Origin of the sequence: Buchnera aphidicola (Eriosoma lanigerum) (assembly GCF_964059125.1) — a bacterium.
Lineage (GTDB): Bacteria > Pseudomonadota > Gammaproteobacteria > Enterobacterales > Enterobacteriaceae > Buchnera_D > Buchnera_D aphidicola_C.
The window spans coordinates 367,250-385,669 of the sequence record NZ_OZ060395.1 but is presented as its reverse complement, the minus strand read 5'-3'; the positions used below and the strand labels follow the sequence as shown (position 1 = coordinate 385,669).

17 protein-coding genes and 1 pseudogene are annotated in these 18,420 nt (G+C 20.6%); 2 read left to right on the top strand and 16 right to left on the bottom strand.

Features of this window, described 5'->3' with window-relative positions; genetic code table 11:
• The first annotated feature begins 591 nt into the window (after window positions 1-591).
• The gene (asnS, locus tag AB4W75_RS01625; protein WP_367679238.1) at window positions 592-1,989 is read left to right on the top strand and encodes an asparagine--tRNA ligase; all 1,398 of its coding nucleotides are present in this window, start codon (window positions 592-594) and stop codon (window positions 1,987-1,989) included.
• A 1,442-nt stretch (window positions 1,990-3,431) separates the two neighbouring features.
• Here the strand turns inward: asnS and AB4W75_RS01620 are convergent.
• The 13 genes and pseudogenes from AB4W75_RS01620 to rluC all read right to left on the bottom strand — a co-directional run bounded on the left by AB4W75_RS01620 (window position 3,432) and on the right by rluC (window position 11,738).
• Entirely contained in the window at window positions 3,432-3,779 is a 348-nt protein-coding gene (locus AB4W75_RS01620; protein ID WP_367679237.1) for a histidine triad nucleotide-binding protein, read from the bottom strand.
• A 146-nt stretch (window positions 3,780-3,925) separates the two neighbouring features.
• On the bottom strand, window positions 3,926-5,356 hold the full coding sequence (gene ptsG, locus AB4W75_RS01615) for a PTS glucose transporter subunit IIBC (RefSeq protein WP_367679236.1): 1,431 nt from the start codon (window positions 5,354-5,356) through the stop codon (window positions 3,926-3,928).
• Window positions 5,357-5,467: 111 nt separating this feature from the next.
• Window positions 5,468-6,262, bottom strand: coding sequence for a TatD family hydrolase (locus AB4W75_RS01610; protein WP_367679235.1), 795 nt, complete (start codon window positions 6,260-6,262; stop codon window positions 5,468-5,470).
• Window positions 6,263-6,292: 30 nt separating this feature from the next.
• Window positions 6,293-6,811: a DNA polymerase III subunit delta' C-terminal domain-containing protein gene (locus tag AB4W75_RS01605; protein WP_367679234.1), complete on the bottom strand. Its 519-nt coding sequence runs from the start codon at window positions 6,809-6,811 to the stop codon at window positions 6,293-6,295.
• 30 nt (window positions 6,812-6,841) lie between these two features.
• Window positions 6,842-6,979: pseudogene (locus tag AB4W75_RS01600) on the bottom strand (DNA polymerase III subunit delta'); the annotation flags it as partial.
• 40 nt (window positions 6,980-7,019) lie between these two features.
• Window positions 7,020-7,277 (bottom strand): hypothetical protein, encoded by a 258-nt coding sequence (locus tag AB4W75_RS01595; RefSeq protein ID WP_367679233.1) that lies wholly within the window; start codon window positions 7,275-7,277, stop codon window positions 7,020-7,022.
• Between the two features lie 2 nt (window positions 7,278-7,279).
• Window positions 7,280-7,921: a dTMP kinase gene (tmk, locus tag AB4W75_RS01590; protein WP_367679232.1), complete on the bottom strand. Its 642-nt coding sequence runs from the start codon at window positions 7,919-7,921 to the stop codon at window positions 7,280-7,282.
• Window positions 7,922-8,306: 385 nt separating this feature from the next.
• Window positions 8,307-8,546 carry an acyl carrier protein gene (gene acpP, locus AB4W75_RS01585; RefSeq protein WP_367679674.1) on the bottom strand — a complete coding sequence of 80 codons (240 nt, stop codon included), beginning with the start codon at window positions 8,544-8,546 and terminating at the stop codon, window positions 8,307-8,309.
• A gap of 80 nt (window positions 8,547-8,626) precedes the next feature.
• Window positions 8,627-9,361 (bottom strand): 3-oxoacyl-ACP reductase FabG, encoded by a 735-nt coding sequence (fabG, locus tag AB4W75_RS01580; RefSeq protein WP_367679673.1) that lies wholly within the window; start codon window positions 9,359-9,361, stop codon window positions 8,627-8,629.
• A gap of 6 nt (window positions 9,362-9,367) precedes the next feature.
• Window positions 9,368-10,072, bottom strand: coding sequence for an ACP S-malonyltransferase (locus tag AB4W75_RS01575; RefSeq protein WP_367679231.1), 705 nt, complete (start codon window positions 10,070-10,072; stop codon window positions 9,368-9,370).
• Entirely contained in the window at window positions 10,003-10,299 is a 297-nt protein-coding gene (locus AB4W75_RS01570) for a hypothetical protein (RefSeq protein WP_367679230.1), read from the bottom strand. Before AB4W75_RS01570 ends, AB4W75_RS01575 begins: the two co-directional genes overlap by 70 nt.
• A 253-nt stretch (window positions 10,300-10,552) precedes the next feature.
• Window positions 10,553-10,717 carry a 50S ribosomal protein L32 gene (gene rpmF, locus AB4W75_RS01565; protein ID WP_367679229.1) on the bottom strand — a complete coding sequence of 55 codons (165 nt, stop codon included), beginning with the start codon at window positions 10,715-10,717 and terminating at the stop codon, window positions 10,553-10,555.
• A gap of 52 nt (window positions 10,718-10,769) precedes the next feature.
• Window positions 10,770-11,738 (bottom strand): 23S rRNA pseudouridine(955/2504/2580) synthase RluC, encoded by a 969-nt coding sequence (gene rluC / locus AB4W75_RS01560; protein ID WP_367679228.1) that lies wholly within the window; start codon window positions 11,736-11,738, stop codon window positions 10,770-10,772.
• A gap of 333 nt (window positions 11,739-12,071) precedes the next feature.
• Here rluC and rne point away from each other — a divergent pair, with 333 nt between their 5' ends.
• Window positions 12,072-14,996, top strand: coding sequence for a ribonuclease E (gene rne, locus AB4W75_RS01555; protein ID WP_367679227.1), 2,925 nt, complete (start codon window positions 12,072-12,074; stop codon window positions 14,994-14,996).
• A gap of 119 nt (window positions 14,997-15,115) precedes the next feature.
• Here rne and AB4W75_RS01550 read toward each other — a convergent pair whose 3' ends face one another.
• Genes AB4W75_RS01550 through AB4W75_RS01540 form a run of 3 tightly spaced genes read right to left on the bottom strand, consistent with a single transcriptional unit; the run spans window position 15,116 to window position 18,302 of the window.
• Window positions 15,116-16,789 carry a FlgK family flagellar hook-associated protein gene (locus tag AB4W75_RS01550; RefSeq protein WP_367679226.1) on the bottom strand — a complete coding sequence of 558 codons (1,674 nt, stop codon included), beginning with the start codon at window positions 16,787-16,789 and terminating at the stop codon, window positions 15,116-15,118.
• Between the two features lie 53 nt (window positions 16,790-16,842).
• Entirely contained in the window at window positions 16,843-17,193 is a 351-nt protein-coding gene (locus AB4W75_RS01545; RefSeq protein ID WP_367679225.1) for a rod-binding protein, read from the bottom strand.
• Complete coding sequence (locus AB4W75_RS01540; protein ID WP_367679224.1) at window positions 17,193-18,302, bottom strand: flagellar basal body P-ring protein FlgI; 1,110 nt, start codon at window positions 18,300-18,302, stop codon at window positions 17,193-17,195. The genes AB4W75_RS01545 and AB4W75_RS01540 overlap by 1 nt, the downstream gene beginning before the upstream one ends.
• Window positions 18,303-18,420: the final 118 nt, after the last annotated feature.

The following is an 18,420-nucleotide window of genomic DNA, read 5'->3' as shown; positions in this document are numbered from 1 at the left end:
TTTTTTTTTTGAATAATTAATAAAATATTAGAAAATAAATATTTTGTTCTGGAAATTTTATATATATAAAAATATAATTATTAATTAATAATAAATATCTTTTATGAAATGTATATATAATTATTTTTTTAACTAAAATTTTTGAATATATTAATTTTGTATAAAATATTTTTTTTATTAAAATTAAAAAATTTTATTTATATATATTTATTTTATTTTTTATATGTAATATGAGATATGTTTAATATTATAATTTGATTTATATATAATCATAATGCATTGATTATAAAAATAAATAATTTTTTAAAAATATTAAATTTATTATTAATAATAATTTTATTAAATGAATTAAACATGATAATTTTTTACATAAATTGTACATTGATAATAAAAATATATATATTTTTTTTGAATATGATAAAATTATTTATACCAATAAATTATTTATATTTAAAATATTTTTTGAGTACAGTTATATTTTTAATAAAAATATTTTATTTTTAAAAATTCATTTTTTGATAATAACTTCTTAAAATTTTAAATAAATTTTTAAAAGAATAATATAAAACAACTAAAATAATAGGAAAAGATATGTGTATAGTATCTGTACTAGACGTATATAAAAATAAAATCAATGTCAATACAGAAATTATTATTCGTGGATGGATGCGAAATAAAAGAGATTCAAAATTAGGATTTTCTTTTTTAGATATTGTAGATGGATCTAGTGTTTATCCAATTCAATTTATAGTTTATAATCATTTGTTAAATTATCAAGAAGTATTAAAATTAACTACAGGTTGTTCTATTATAGCTAAAGGAATTTTAGTATATTCTCAGGGTAAAAATCAAGTTTATGAGGTGATAGCGAAAAAAATTAAAATTTATGGATGGATTGATAAACCAAATCAATATCCAATATCTAGTAAAAAACATAGTATGGAATTTTTAAGAACTGTTCCACATTTACGGTCTAGAACAAATTTAATTAGTGTTATTTCTAGAGTTAGACATATTGTTATGAAATCTTTACATGATTTTTTAAATGAAAATTTTTATTATTGGATACCAACTCCAATTATTACTAGTTTAGATACTGAAGGAATGGGTTCTATGTTTCGAGTATCTACTTTAAATTTTTGTTCTATTCCTAAAAATTCAGATGGTTCAACAAATTTTAATAGTGATTTTTTTGGAAAAGAATCTTTTTTAACTGTTTCTGGACAATTAACTTTAGAATCTTATGCTTGTTCTTTATCAAAAGTATATACTTTTGGACCTACATTTAGAGCTGAAAATTCTAATACTAGTAGACATTTAGCAGAATTTTGGATGTTAGAAGTAGAACAAGCGTTTATAAATTTAAATAATGTGATAAATTTAGCTGAAAGTTTATTAAAATATGTAGTTCACACTGTTTTAGAATATTGTACTGATGAAATAAAATTTTTAATGAATAAAGTAGATCATAAAATAAAAGAAAAACTCGAAACATTCTTAATTACTGATTTTATTCAAATAAATTATTCTGAAGCAATCAATATTTTATTAAATTCTAAAAAACGTTTTCAAGAACAAGTACGTTTTGGTTTAAATTTATCTTCTGAACATGAAAAATATTTAATTCATTATTATAATTATCGAACAGTAGTAATTAAAAATTATCCAAAATCTCTTAAAGCTTTTTATATGCGATTAAATGATGATCAAATTACTGTAGCTGCTGTTGATATTTTGCTTCCAGGAATTGGAGAAGTTATTGGAGGCTCAGAAAGAGAAGAACGTATTGATGTTTTAATAAGTAGATTAAAAGAATATAAATATAAAAATCAAGATTATGAATGGTACATCGATTTACGTCGTTATGGAACGGTTCCACATGCTGGTTTTGGAATGGGTTTTGAGCGATTTGTTTCTTATATTACAGGAGTATCTAATGTAAGAGATTTAATTCCTTTTCCAAGAACGGTAAAAAATTCTTATTGTTGAATGAAAATTCATTATTTTATTATATATTTTTTATATATATTTGTTAAAAATTATATATAACTAATTTTAAATAATTATTAAATGATATAATTATAATAAATTAATTCATGATCTTATTTTTTTATATATATGTATAAAATCACATATATATAATATACATATGAAATTATCTTTTTATCAATTATATAAATATTTTTTGATTATATTTTTATTAGGTATAATGATTATATTTTAATAAAATTATTTATAATTGATATATTTTATTTATATTTATTTCATATAAAATAAATATTTTTTATTTGAAAAATTTATTTTAATATGAATAAATATTTATTTAAAATTTTTAATTTTTTGTATTAATTTTTTATTGAGTATATTAAATATAAAATATATTTTAATCAATATAAAAATTTAATAAAAAAAATATAATTTTTAAAATAAAAATTTGATTTATAATTAAAAATATAAATTTTAAATTTATTGAAATGATAGTTATATTTAATTAATCTAATTACTTTAATATTATCATTAATTAAAAAAAATGATTTTATATGTAATTAAAAATTCTAAAAAATAATATTTAAGATTAATTTATTTAATATTAAAATAATAAATTTATTATTTTTAGTATAGTAATTTTTTATAAATATAAAAATTGAATTAGTATCAAGATTTAAGACAATTTTTTTTGTCTAACATTTATTACATATTATTTATATAATAATTAAATTAATAATATTTTTATGTATATAAATAATTTTATTATATATATGTATAATTTTTAAATATATATTAAAATAATAATATTAATATAAATAAATTAAATTATTAAATAAAAATTTGTTTTTTTTTACAATATTTTTATATTTAATAAGTAATAAAATTTTTATTTATTAAATTTTAAACTAATAATTAATTTGATAAAAAATGTATTTTAACATAATTTAAATTTAAATAAATATATTAGTAGTATACATATTTTATATGTAAAAATTATATATATTTATGACAAATATTTTGATGAATATAATTTTTTATATAAATATTAATTTTTATATTGATTAAAAAAGTAATAAATGTATTTATATTAATATAATTATAGAAATATTATAATTTATTTATATTACTGAATTAAAATAAAAATAATAATATTATTTAATTAGTATTATTATTATTTTAAATAAATATATTATTAATTATAATATTTAATTTAAAAAATATGTATTTTTAGTAGATATTTTTTATTTAAATTTATTAAAAATTGGCATTATATTATAATATAATAATATATTTATTTTAATTTAATATTAATTTCTATTAATAAAATATTTTCTGAAATAATAATATTCATTATTATAATATTACATTTATTAAATAATAACTAAATTTTATTAATATTATTAATTTAAACATTAATTTTAAATAATAACTAATTTATATGATTATTTTAATAAAGGTCCTAAATTTTTACCACCTAATAAATGAATATGTAAATAATAAATTTCTTGTCCAGCGTTTTTATTACAATTTAAAATTATTCTATATCCATCTTGATCAATATGAACTTTTTTGGCAATTTTTGTTGCAATATAGAACATATAACCAAATAATTGTCTATTGTTTTTATTAATATAATTTGAATTTGGTATATATTCATTTGGAATAATTAATATATGTATTGGTGCTTGTGGATTAATATCTTTAATTGCTGTTACATATTTATCTTGATATATTATAGATGATTTAATTTCACCACTGATAATTTTATGAAAAATAGTTTTTTTAAACATAAATTATATCTTATTTAAATTAATTATATAAATTATAATTTTATATAATGTTTGTTCTATTAATAATATTGATATTTTTATAATTTTGTTATAACCTTACACAAGGTTAAGTAAAAACTTTTTCCTTGTGTATAATTAAATTATAACTAATTATGCATATATTTTTCCATGATAGATTTGATATTATCTGATTTTGTTCCTAATACGATTTGAATTCCTTTTCCAGATATGATAACTCCAGAAGCTCCTATTGTTTTTAATTCTGATTGACTAACTTTGTTTATATTTATTACAGTAATTCGAATACGAGTAATACATGCATCTAAATTACTAATATTATTTTTTCCTCCTAAAATATGTATTAAATCTAATGCTATTTCATTATTATTTTTAACTTTAATATCATTAATTAATTCTTCTCTACCAGGTGTTTGTAGATTAAATTTTTTGATAAAAATATAAAAAATAATATAGTATGTAATAAAATATATTACTCCTACAATAGGAAATAACCATATTTTATTACTATTTCCGCTTAATATTATAAAATCAATTAATCCATGAGAGAAACTAGTACCTGCTTTCATTTCAAAAAAAGTACAAATAGTAAAAGCTAATCCAGATAATATTGCATGTATAATATATAGTATAGGAGCTACTAATATGAAAGAAAATTCTATTGGTTCAGTTATTCCTGTAAGAAAAGCAGTTAAAGAAGAAGATATCATAATGCCACCTATTTTATTTCTGTTCTTTTTTTTAGAACATTTCCAGATAGCTAATGCTGCTCCAGGTAATCCATACATTTTGAATAAAAAACCTCCAGATAATCTACCTGCAGTAGGATCACCTGCCATATATCTTGCAATATCACCATGAAATATTTGTCCTATAGAATTAGTATATTCTCCTATTTGCATTTGAAATGGTACATTCCAGATATGGTGTAATCCAAAAGGTACTAATGCTCTTTCTACTATTCCGTATATTCCAAATGCTACTAGAGGATTTTGATACGCAGCCCAAGATGAAAATTGTTTGATCATCGATCCAATAGGAGGCCATATACATGCTAATATAATTCCTAAAATTATAGAAGCTAATCCAGAAGCAATTGGAACAAATCTTTTACCTGCAAAAAATCCTAAATATTCTGGTAGTTGGATATGATGACATAAATTAAATATATAAGAAGAAATTAATCCCACCATTATTCCTCCTACTATTCCGGTATCACATAAATTTTGTTGATTTATTATCACTGAATCTATTTGTAAAATTATTGGAGCTACTACAGATAATGTATGTATCATAATACCATATGAAACAACTGAGGCTAATGCTGATACTCCATCATTTTTAGTAAATCCTAATGCTACACCAATAGCAAAAATCAAAGGCATATTAGAAAACACTGAATTACCTGATTCAGCCATAATTTGTGATATAATTAATGGTATAAAATTAAAATGAGCAGATCCAATTCCTAACAAAATTCCAGCAATAGGTAAAACAGATACTGGAAGCATAAGAGATTTACCTACCTTTTGCAGGTTTGCAAATGAATTTTCAAACATATTATTATAAAGCTCCTAATTATAATCATAAGATAGATTTTATTAACTATTTTTTAAATAATAGATATTGTTAATCTTATAATGATAAATATAATATATAATTCATATTAATTAAGAATCAATAAAATTTGATTCTATATTAAATAATTTATAAAAATTATTAGTAGTAATTTCTGATAACATTTCTATATCTATTTTTTTTAGACAAGATATGTATTTTGCTATATTATATAAATAAGCAGGTTGATTTTCTTTTCCTCGATAAGGAACAGGTGTTAAATAAGGAGAATCTGTTTCTATTAATATTGAATCAATAGGAATATATTTTAAAATTTTTCTAATATATTCTGAGTTTTTAAAAGTGATTATTCCTGAAAAAGAAATATAAAAACCAATGTTTAATAATTGTTTTGCTATATTAATGTCGTCACAATAAGCATGTAATATACCTTTACAAGAATAAGCATTTTCTTCTTTTAAAATTTGTATCATGTCTTGATTAGATTGCCTTGAATGTACTATAACTGGTTTTTTTATTTTTTTAGCAAGTTGTATATGTTTTCTAAATAACCATTTTTGTAATTCTTTTTGAATAGGTTGATGATAATAATCTAAACCAGTTTCTCCTATTGCAATTACTTTATTGTACATAGTTAACTGTTCTAATTCTATTAAATCTACAGTATTGACATTACAATTTAATGGATGAATACCAAAAGAATACAAAATATTATTATTTTTTTTAAATAAATGAACTATTGATTTACAGTTTTGTATAGAAGTAGCAATGCATAAAAATAACTTAATGTGATTTTTATATGCTTTATGTAACATATCATTAATATTGATATGTATAGTGTTATAATTTAATTGATCTAAATGGCAGTGACTATCTACTAGTAACATAAATAATATTCTCTAATATTAATTTAATTATCAAAATGTATTCAATATTTCTTTCCAATATAATAATTGTTCTAATATAATTAATTCTTGATTAATTCCATCAATATTAATTAAGTTATAATAACATTTTATCCAAGATTTCATAGTTTGATTTAAATTTGTTATAGATTGTTTACAAGATAAAAATTTTATTAAATCTATTTGATCTATATTTATAATTAATGAGTATAATTTATGTTTCCATTTTATTGAATCAAGTAGTAAAGAACAAATCCAAATTATTTTTTTTATATCATTGGAATTAGATAAGTGAGTAACTAACTGTAGTATATTTTTATTATGAATAGATTGTTTTAATTGAGTAAATAATTTTATTCTTTTTTCCCAATTTAGTTCAACAAACATTTTTTTTGCTATTATAGGAGAATAATCACAAATTTTTAAAGATATTGGATATAATTCTTTTTTAATTGTTATGTTTTTTTTTAACCATTCAACTCCTTCTTGTTCTGATGGTGGAAATAGATTATATGTAATACATCTACTCATTAATGTATAACTTAAACGTAAATTACATGTATGTTTAAAAAAGAACCAATTATTGGTTGGTGGTTCTTCTAAAATTTTTAGTAATGCATTGATAGAATATTCTGTTAATTCTTTAGTATTAGAAAAAAAAAATACTTTACCTGTTCCTTGTTGAGGTGTATGTAATATTTTTTCTATAATGTAAAGTATGTTTTCAATTCCAATATTATTATTTTTTTTTTTTAATTTTAATGTTATACCAATCCGGATGATTGTTATATGTCATTAATTTACAACTTATACATTTTTCACAACTCATTATATCTATTTTATTATGGCATAAAATCCATTTTCCTATATTCCATACTAATTCTGTTATACCTAGTTCTTGGGTAGATTTAATTATTATAGCATGATGACTTTTCTTGATTTTATGTTGATAAATAATATTTTTATAAATATTTAATAGCCATGGAAATAGGTTCATGTTTATTTGTTTAACCATATTTTTATTTTTTTAAAAATATTTTGTTCTACAGTTTTAATATTATAATTAGCATTAATAAATATTGATTTTGGATTTTTATTAATTAATTGTAAATAACGATTTCTAGTTCGAATAAAAAAATTAAGATGCTTTTGTTCTATTCTATCTGTAGAACCTCTAGAAAATGCTCTTTTTAAACCAACTTTAGGTTCTACATCTAAATATACGGTAAGATCAGGGTAAAAATTATTTAAACACATCTTTCTTAACTTTAAAATAAAAGATGTATTAATTCTACTTCCTCCTCCTTGGTAAGCAAAAGAAGACATATCATGTCTATTGCTAATAATCCATGTTCCTGTTTTTAACTTTGGTTTAATAATTGTTTCAACCAATTGTATTCGAGCTGCATATAATAACAGTAGTTCGGTTTTATTTATTATTTTTTCTTTTATATTTTTATCTTTAATTAATGTTCTAATTTTTTCTGCAAGAGGAGTACTTCCTGGTTCTCTTATCGAGATAATTTTTTTTATGCCATAATTTTCTAAAATTTTTTTTATAAATGAACAAGCATGGTTTTTTCCAGCTCCTTCTATTCCTTCTACTACAATAAATTTATTATGATAATTTTTTTTATACATGATTATATGAGTATATTTTTATAAATGATATGAAAGATTCTTTAATAAATAATTAAAATATTTTGTATAGAATTAATTTTAAAAAATCATATATTAATAAAGTAATAGTTTATAACTATAGGTTTGAAGTATATATGAATATAAATTATACATATTATTATTATTTTTTAAATAAATTACGTATAATACTATAAGTAAAATAAGATTTACATATTTATGTACAAATAATAAAAATTTTTTATTTATTTTTTATATTTTATGTATAGTATAAATTTTAATACAAATCACATGAATTTGAATAGTTATCAATTTAGTATAAATTAGTTAATTTTTAATAGTTGAGTATAATATTTTTTTTAACAATATTAGTTTTATGGACAATTCATTATTTTTTAATACGATTATATATATAATTAATAGTATTATTTATTGTATCAATTTTTTCTGCATCTTCGTCAGAAATTTCAATATTAAATTCTTGTTCAAAAGACATAACTAGTTCAACAATATCTAGAGAATCAGCATCTAAATCGTGAATATAAGAATCTGTGTTCTTTATTTTTTTTTGCTTGATTCCTAATTGCTTAGCAATAATTTTTTTTATTTTTTGTTCAATTTCATTTATCATAATTAAAATTCCTATTTTTAATACTAGATGATTTGATAGAAAATAGATTATTTTTATAGTATGGTTTTTTTTATTTATTACATCATGTACATACCCCCATTGATGTGTAATGTATGTCCTGTAATATATGAAGATTGATCAGATGATAAAAAGACTACTGCATTAGCGATATCATCACTTGTTCCTAATCGTTTCATAGGAATTTGAGACAAATATTTTTTTTTTTGATTAATTCGTAATTTTTTTGTCATACCTGAATCAATTACACCAGGTGCTATAATATTAACAGTAATTCCTTTATTTGCTACTTCTAATGCAAGTGATTTATGAAATCCTACTAAAGCTGATTTAGATGTAGCATAACTAATTTGACCAATATTTCCAGTATATCCTATCATGGATCCTATTGTAATAATTCTTCCTGTTCTTCTTTTAATCATTTTTTTTATAATAGTTTTAGTAATATAAAAAATAGAAGTTAAATTAGTTTGTATAGTATCTTCCCATTCTTGTATACTAGTATTAATTAGTAAATGATCATGATTAATACCTGCATTGTTAATAATAATATCTATGTTTCCAAATTTATCATAAATTTTATTTAGTTCAGATTGTATAGAAAGATGATTTTTTATATTTAATAATATACCTTTTCCATGATTTTTTAGTAATTTATTAATATCATCTACTCCTTTCTGAGTAGTAGATGTTCCAATAATTGTTTGTACTTTTTCTTTTAATTTTATTGCTATTGCTTTTCCAATTCCACGATTAGCTCCAGTAATTAATGCAACTTGATTTTTCACAGTTATATAATCCTATTCAATATATTTATTTAAAATTAAAAAATTTTTTGGATCTTCTAAAGATAATGTAACAATATTCATTAATTTTTTATTTAAATTAGTTAATATATTTCCAGGACCTGTTTCTAATATTAAAGAAATATTTTTAGATATAATGAACTCAATACTTTGTTTCCAAAAGATTGGTTGATATAATTGCCTAACCAAAGCATCTTTAATTTTTTTTCCTGAAAATTCACATGATACATCAACATTGTTAACTATAGGAAAGACTGGAGTATGAAATATTATTTTTTTTAATACATGAAACATTTTTTTTGCAGCAGATTTCATTAAATTGCAATGTGATGCAACATTAATTGATAATTGAAAAATTGCTTTAGCTCCATGTTTTTTGCAAGATGAACCAACCAAAGGTATTACATTTTTATGACCTGAAATAATAATTTCTGATTCTGAATTAATACAAGCAATAGATACAATTTGAATTTCTGAATATTTAGTACAAATTTGTTGCACGATATTTATTTTTAATCCAATGATAGCTATCATTAATCCTGGATTTTTTATCATTGATTCTTGCATTAATTTAGATCTAATCATTACTATTTTTAAAGCGTCATTAAAATTAATACATTTTGCGCATACTAAAGCTGAATATTCTCCAAGACTATGACCAGCTGCAATTGTTGGTATGATTCCATTTTTTTTTTCCACAATCTATATATAGATACAGAAGTAGTTAATAACGCAGCTTGCATATATTTATTTTTATTTAATTGATGTAAGTTATTACTTGTTATTAGTTTCCATAAATCATAATTAATATAATTTGAGGCTTCATCAAATGTTTTTTTTAGTATATTATGATATATATATAATTTATTTAACATACCTACTTTATGTGAACCTTGTCCTGGAAAAATCATTGCAAAATTTATCATTGAATAAAATCCTTATTTTAAAAGAATTATATTAAATATGTATAATAAATAATATATTTCATTATTTTAAAATAATATATATCAATATATATATATTAAATAAATAATTTATCTTTTTATAAAATATATATATATTATTAATAAATAATAATTTTATAAATTTTTTAGAATGTTTTTTAATTGTTTTTATGTAAAAATTATTTTTTTATATTATTGTTTAGTATGTAAAATATTAATAATAATAATGATTAAGTTAAATTACTTTTTTCCCTTTATAGTAACCTTTTGCAGTTATGTGATGTCTACGGTGTGTTTCTCCAGAAGTTTTATCTATAGATAATGTAGGTAACTTTAAAAAATCATGCGAACGTCTCATTCCTCTTTTAGATCTAGTTGGTTTATTTTTTTGAACAGCCATTATTTTTATCCTTAATCGTATATATTTTTTTTATTTTTATTAATAAATTTTTTTATTGCAACAAATTTAAACATTGTTGAAAAGATTTGTCTAATGAAGCTTCTATATTCATTTTTATTTTAGTTTGGGGATGTGTAAAAGTAATATTTTTTGCATGTAATAATAATCTTTGTTTTGCATGAAAATTCATTTTATTTTTTATTTTATAGTCTAAACTTTTTAGTCCATAACAGTTATCAAATACTATAGGGTAACCGGTATGTGCAGTATGTACTCGAATTTGATGTGTTTTTCCTGTAATTGGATATGCATTTATTAAAGTATTAAATTTATAATTTTTTATTATTTTAAAATGTGTTTCTGATAATGTTCCTAATTTATGGACATATACTCTATTTTTATCCTTTGATAAGGAACTGTTTTTTTTTAGTAATGGAAGTTGAACAATTTTAATATGAACTGGCCAATTACCATGCACTAATGCTGTATATGTTTTTTTTATTTTTTTTTCTCTTAATTGTTGATGTAAACTATGCAAAGAGGAACGTTTTTTAGCAATAATAAGTATACCAGATGTAGATTTATCAATTCGATGAACTAATTCTAAATATTTATTACAAGGACGTGATAATCTAAACTTTTCTATGATTCCAGTATGAATACCACTTCCTCCATGTACAGCAATTCCTGATGGTTTATTTATAACTAATAAGTGATCGTCTTCAAATAATACTATTTTTGACAATTGGTGTATTTCATTGTTAGAAATTTTTTTTTTATTTATATTAATATCAATATTATTACATATGATAGGAGGAATACGAATAACGTCTTTGTTTTGTAATTTATATTTTGGTAAGATTCTTTTTTTATTTACTCTAATTTGTCCTGTTCTCAAAATTCGATATATCATACTTTTAGGTATTTTTTTGAATTTAGTAAATAAATAATTATCAATTCTTTGAGGAATTATTTTTTCATTAATAATTAAAAATTTTACAGAATTTATTAAAGTAGACATATATAATTTCTTTAGTTAAAAAAATAAATAAATTTTAGAGTATAATTTTTATAATATTAAATTACTTTACATTAGTCAAATATAAATTAATTGATGATGTATTGTACTATATGTTTTTACGTATTTTATTAATTTTATTTTATTATAATTATTTTAAATTATTTATGTTAGATAATTATGTTTAATATTTAATTTTAATTAATAATTTAGATAATACAATTATATGTAAAAAAAATAAATGATCTCAACGAAATAATATTTAAATATATATTAATTCTATTTAATTACTGCAATGTATTATAATTTTATTAAATAATACGAGAGAGTTTTATTATGAAAAGAATGTTAATTAATGCTACTCAAAAGGAAGAATTGAGAGTAGCTTTAGTAGATGGGCAACGATTATATGATTTAGATATTGAAATTCCTGGTTCTGAGAAAAAAAAATCAAATGTATATAAAGGTATAATTACTAGAATTGAACCTAGTTTAGAAGCTGTTTTTGTTGATTATGGTTTAGAAAAGCATGGTTTTTTACCATTAAAAGAAATATCTCAAAATTATCTATCTAATACAACTGTACATATCAAAGATATGTTAAAAGAAGGACAAGAAATAATAGTACAAATTGACAAAGAAGAAAGAGGTAACAAAGGAGCAGCTTTAACCACTTTTATTAGTTTAGCAGGTAGTTATTTAGTCCTTATGCCAAATAATCCTCGTGCAATAGGGATATCTAGAAGAATTATTGGTATAGATCGAATTGAATTAAAAGAAATTTTATTGTCATTAACTATACCTAAAGATATGGGAGTAATTATTCGTACAGCTGGATTAGGTAAATCTATTGAAACATTACAATGGGATCTAGATTTTAGATTGAAATTATGGAAATCTATTCAAAAAATAGCTAAAAATAGCTCTCCTCCTGCTTTACTTCATCAGGAAAGTAACATTATTGTACGTGCTTTTAGAGATTATTTAAGGCAAGATATTGGAGAAATTTTAATTGATAATCCAAAAATGTTATCTATCGCTAATAGTCATATTACTTCATTAGGAAGACTTGATTTTTCTAATAAAATTAAATTATATACAGGAACAATTCCATTATTTAGTTATTATCAAATTGAATCTCAAATTAATTCTGCCTTTAATAGAGAAGTTAGATTACCATCAGGGGGAGAAATTGTTGTTGATAATACAGAGGCTCTTACTGCAATAGATGTAAATTCATCTCGTTCTACTAAAGGTATAGATATTGAATCTACTGCTTTTAATACTAATTTAGAAGCGGTATATGAAATTGCTCGTCAATTACGTTTACGTGATTTAGGAGGTTTGATTGTTATTGATTTTATAGATATGTCTTTAGTTCATCATCAAAAATCTATTGAAAATAAATTAAGAGAAATTGTTAAACATGATAGAGCCCGTGTTCAAATTGGAGATATTTCACGTTTTGGTTTATTAGAAATGTCACGTCAACGTTTAAGACCTTCTTTAGGTGAATCTAGTTATCATGTATGTTCTAGATGTCAAGGAACTGGATCTATTAGGGATAATGAATCTCTTTCTTTATCTATTTTAAGATTAATAGAAGAAGAGGCGATTAAAGAAAACACCTATGCTGTACATGTAATTGTACCTGTTGAAATTGCATCTTATTTATTAAATGAAAAAAGAAGTGCTGTTAATAATATTGAAAAAAGACAACTAGGAGGACATACAATTATTATTCCTAATCAATTTATGAAAACACCTAATTATTCTATTACACGTATTCGTAAAGGAGAAAATATAAAAAAAGTTGGCTATAATTTATCAAAATTTTATCATTATGAAAATAATAATATTTTTGAACCAGGATATATTGAAAAAAAACAAATTAAAAATCGTATTTTTTCAAATTTAAAAAAATTTGATAAGAAAACTAAGTATACAGAAAAATTTTTACAAAAAAAATATAAAATATTAATTAATAAATTAATTGTTATAAAAAATGTTTTTTTTGAAAAAATAATAATAATAAAAAAAATATTATCATTTTTTCAGTATTTGGTTTTTTATAAAATAAATAATAAAAATAATATTATTAGAAAAAAATGGTACAACATTAATTTTTTTTGGAATAAAATTATTTGTTTAAAAAATAAAATAAAATATCATAAAAAAATAAAGTTTATGCAAGTATATAATGTGGTTCATAAAAATTTAAATTCTAATTCTAACAATAACAAAAAATATTCTCTAAATAAATTACAACAATATAAGTATATTAAGTATTGCTTTCAAATTAATAATATGTATTATAAGATTTTTTATAATTTTTCTTATTTTTTAAGAAAAAATAAGAAATTGTTATTTAAAATGAATAGTAACATTAATATTAAAAATAATTTAATATGTAATAAGCAATTTTTGCAATTAGCACATAAAAATAATTTAACTAAAATAAAAACAAAAATAAAAACAAATAATAATATAAAAACAATATATATAGATCAAATTTATTATATGAATGTATTATTTAATTCTTACAATTATTTTAAAAAAATTAAACTTGATTCCTTTCCATTGGAAGTTTTAAACAATAATCAATTGATATTAATATATAACGATAATAGTGATAGTAAAAAATGTTACATGAAATCCATGTTATCAAATTTATTTTCAATATTGTCATTTATACAAGTTATAGAAAATACATTATTACAATATTATGAAATTTTATTTATTAAACCTCATATCAAACATAATATAAATTATATAAATTTATTAATTATATTACGTATTTATTATAAAAAAATATATATAATTTTAAGAGAAATAAAAAAAAAATATATTCAACATCAAGTACACATAATTTCTTATAGTAAGAATACTAGTAAATTTTGTTTAATTGATATATTACGAAATAATATAGTTGCTATGACAATAAAAAATATTTTCTTATTAAAAGAACACGACATAAATTATTATTTTAATCATTATCTTTTTCCTTCAAAAAATATATTAAATTATGTAATATATACTATAAATAGTAAAAAAAATAATAATATAATTATACAAAAAGAACAATCTAGTGCTCCTATTACAAAAGTTTCTTCTTATATTTATAATAAGAAAAAATGTTTTTATAAAAAGCAAATACATTCAAGATGTTTTATCACTCATTTTAGAGGTGCAGGAGCACATGTTGCAAAGAATCTTTCAAGTTCTCCAGTTTATAAAATAAATAGTTTGAAAAGAATTTAATAATATTATTATTATAATTTTAAAATTTATATTTTTCATAATTAATAACATAATACCGTCATATATACTATATATATATGACGTATGCATACTATATTTCATAATTATAACAATTATGGTTACATAACTTTCATAGTATTTTCTAGCATTTCTGATGCTATTTGTAGTACTTTAGTATTAGCTATGTAATTTTGATGAAGATTATCAATATTTTGAGAGATATTTTCAAAATTAAACATTTTAGATTGTTTATCATTTTGATCATTGATTAACAAATTACTCATAGATATTTTTTGAGTAGTATTTAATTGTAATTCTGCTGTTCTATGTTGTATTTTATTTTTAAATTTTTCATACGATTCATTTAATGTTTCTTGAGAATTAACTATTGGTTGTTCATGTAAGTTATACATAATTTGAGCATTTAACATATGATCTTCAGTATCATTAGGATTTTTAAATAAAGCAATTGGAGTGTCAGGAGTAGCTTCTACAGTAAGTTGATCAATTATATTAGAATCATGTTGTATGAGATATGTATCATCACTCACCATTTCTGTTTTGTGATATTTTAATGTTATTCCAGAAAACGATATAGAAGATGTGATTGCATCTAAATCTTTGATAATATAATTAACATTTGTATTATCAGAACATTTTTTAATTTTCCATTTATTATTACCAAGAAATGTTAATTGATATTTTTCTGGTTGTATAAGATTAGAATAACTCCAAGAAGACAACAATATATGTTTTGATTTGTTATGTATACTAGCTTTAACTTCAGGAAATAAATTTGAAAAAAAATTTTTTCCTGGTTGATGATTAATATCATATCCTTCATGATTTTGTTTGTTCAAACTACAAGCAAAATTGACAATTAATTGTCCAATTTTATTTGTAGCACTATCTAATATTTTTCTACGAAAATGTAATATTCCTCCTAACCAACCTGTAGTAATTAAAGATTCAATGGACTGTTTTTTTTCCGTCAGTGGTTCAATATATGCTATAGTTCCTTGATTGCTATCATATTCATTCCAGATATAACAGAATTTTTTTCTCATTAAATTATTTATAAGTTCAAAGTTATTGTTAATAGAAATTATAAAATTATTTTCTGTTATATTTGTTTCGGAACCTAAAATGGCATTTAATTCATTAATACATTCATTTCTTTTTTGAATAATATTATTTAATATATTTGAATAATCTGTTTCAGTTGTTTTTTGTGTATATAAATATGTTTGAATTAATGCATTACTCTTACTTATTATATTCAAATCTTGATTAATTGCAGAGACATAGTAATATACCATATAGTTAACAGTTTTATATAATTCAGAAAGTTCGTGATTTAATTTTTTTATTTGTTCTATTACTACATTAGCAGCAAGAATTGTTGTTAAACTAAATGTAGTTATTTCTGTTTGTTTGGTGATTTGTTCTCTAAGTACAGAATAAAAATTTGGTATAAATTCAGAAAATATATATTGATATTTATTTAGAATATTTTTTAATCGATTGATTTTATTATATTCTGCTGTTTCAAATTGTTCCTTAGCATGTAAATGATATATATTTTTTATCAATGATTCGGAATTGTTATTTTTTATTGGTAATGGATGAATAGAAAACTTTTGGTTAGATTTTCTAACTTCATTTGTTTGATTATTTATATTTTGAATATGTTTAATATCTTGATTAGTCTTATTTATATTTTCTATATTTTTGTTTAAATTTAATTGTATATTTTGCATCGCATTATTTGCTATATTCATTAATATATTCATATTGTCTCTTGAATTTTTATATAAATTAAACAAAAAAAAAATAATATATTTTACTATGTATTTTGCAATTGATATTGTTGTTTTTCATTTGACTGTAATGTTAAAATTTGTTTTTCTATTAATTCTGCCAATCCTATTCCTTTTTTACTGATATTTGTTGATATTGTTTGATTATATAAATCTAAATACATTCTTTCTTGATTATTATGAAATAAATTATTTTTAAACATATCTACAGAACTAACTTTTAAAATCATTGATAAAAATATACTTTCAATTTGTTTACCTAATTCTAATAATTTTGTTGAAGAATTAATTGTTTTTTTATGTTGAAATAAATTATGGTGTTCGTTTGTAATAGTATTAGATAGTGATGTATGTAATAATGATGTTTTTGTTTCCATTAAATAATCTCCAATTTAGCATGTAAACAACCTGCATCTTTCATAGATTGTAAGATAGACATTAATTCTGTTGGTTGAGCTCCTAATGTAGTTAGTGCTTGAATAATATTGTTTAAATTGTTGTCGTTCCTTAATTGTACTGTCTTATTAATAGAAATTAATGGTTGTTTCTTTTTCGAAATTTGATCTTGATTTAATAATAAATCATCGAAATTGTGTAATGATATTTCTTTTTTTTCTATAACTACAGATAATTTACCATGTGCAATAGCACAATTTCCTAATTGTACGTCATGATTAATAACAATGGAACCTGTTTTTGAATTTACCACTACTTTTGCATCTTGTATTGGAATATTGATTTCAATATTTTGAATATTTGCTAACATTCTAATTTGTACAGCTCTATTTTCCGTTGTTGTGAGTTGTACAGTTCTAGCATCTAAAGGAATAGCTGTATCTGGATAATATAAATTAATTTTATCACTAATACGTTGTGACATACTAAAATCTTCTTCGTTCAATTGTAAATTAATAATACCATGCTTTCCAAAATCTGTTTTTAATTCTGATTCAATTATTGCTCCTTGATTAATAATACCTCCATTAAAATGTTGTAATTGTTTAAAAAAAATATTTTTAGGTTGCAGGTAAGTAGTATCATGTATAACTATATTACCTTGAGCCATTGCATATATTTTATTATCTATTCCTTTTAACGGAGTCATTAGTAATGTTCCTCCATTGAGACTTTTTGCATTACCTAATGAAGATACTAACACGTCTATTTTTTGTCCTTTATGGCTAAAAGATGGAATTGTAGCTGTCACCATAACAGAAGCAATATTTTGTAATCTCATATTATTAGATTCAAGAGATGTTGTAATACCTAATTTAGATAACATTTTAGCCATGCTTTGGCTAGCTATAGGAGATTGTCTAGTTTCATCTCCTGTACCATCCAATCCCACAATTAGTCCATAACCAATTAATTGATTTTCTTGCAGACCTTGTACAGTAGTTAAATCTCTAATACGATCAGCATATGTTATATTACTGCATAGTAGTAATAAACACAAAGAGATAGTCTTAAAAAATAAGTTATTCATAATAAACCTTTTTAATTACTTCTATCAATATTTTATATTTATATTAATAATACAATAAATGTTTAATATTGCATTTATTGAATACTACAAACCTAATATCTCAATTTTTAAATATTTT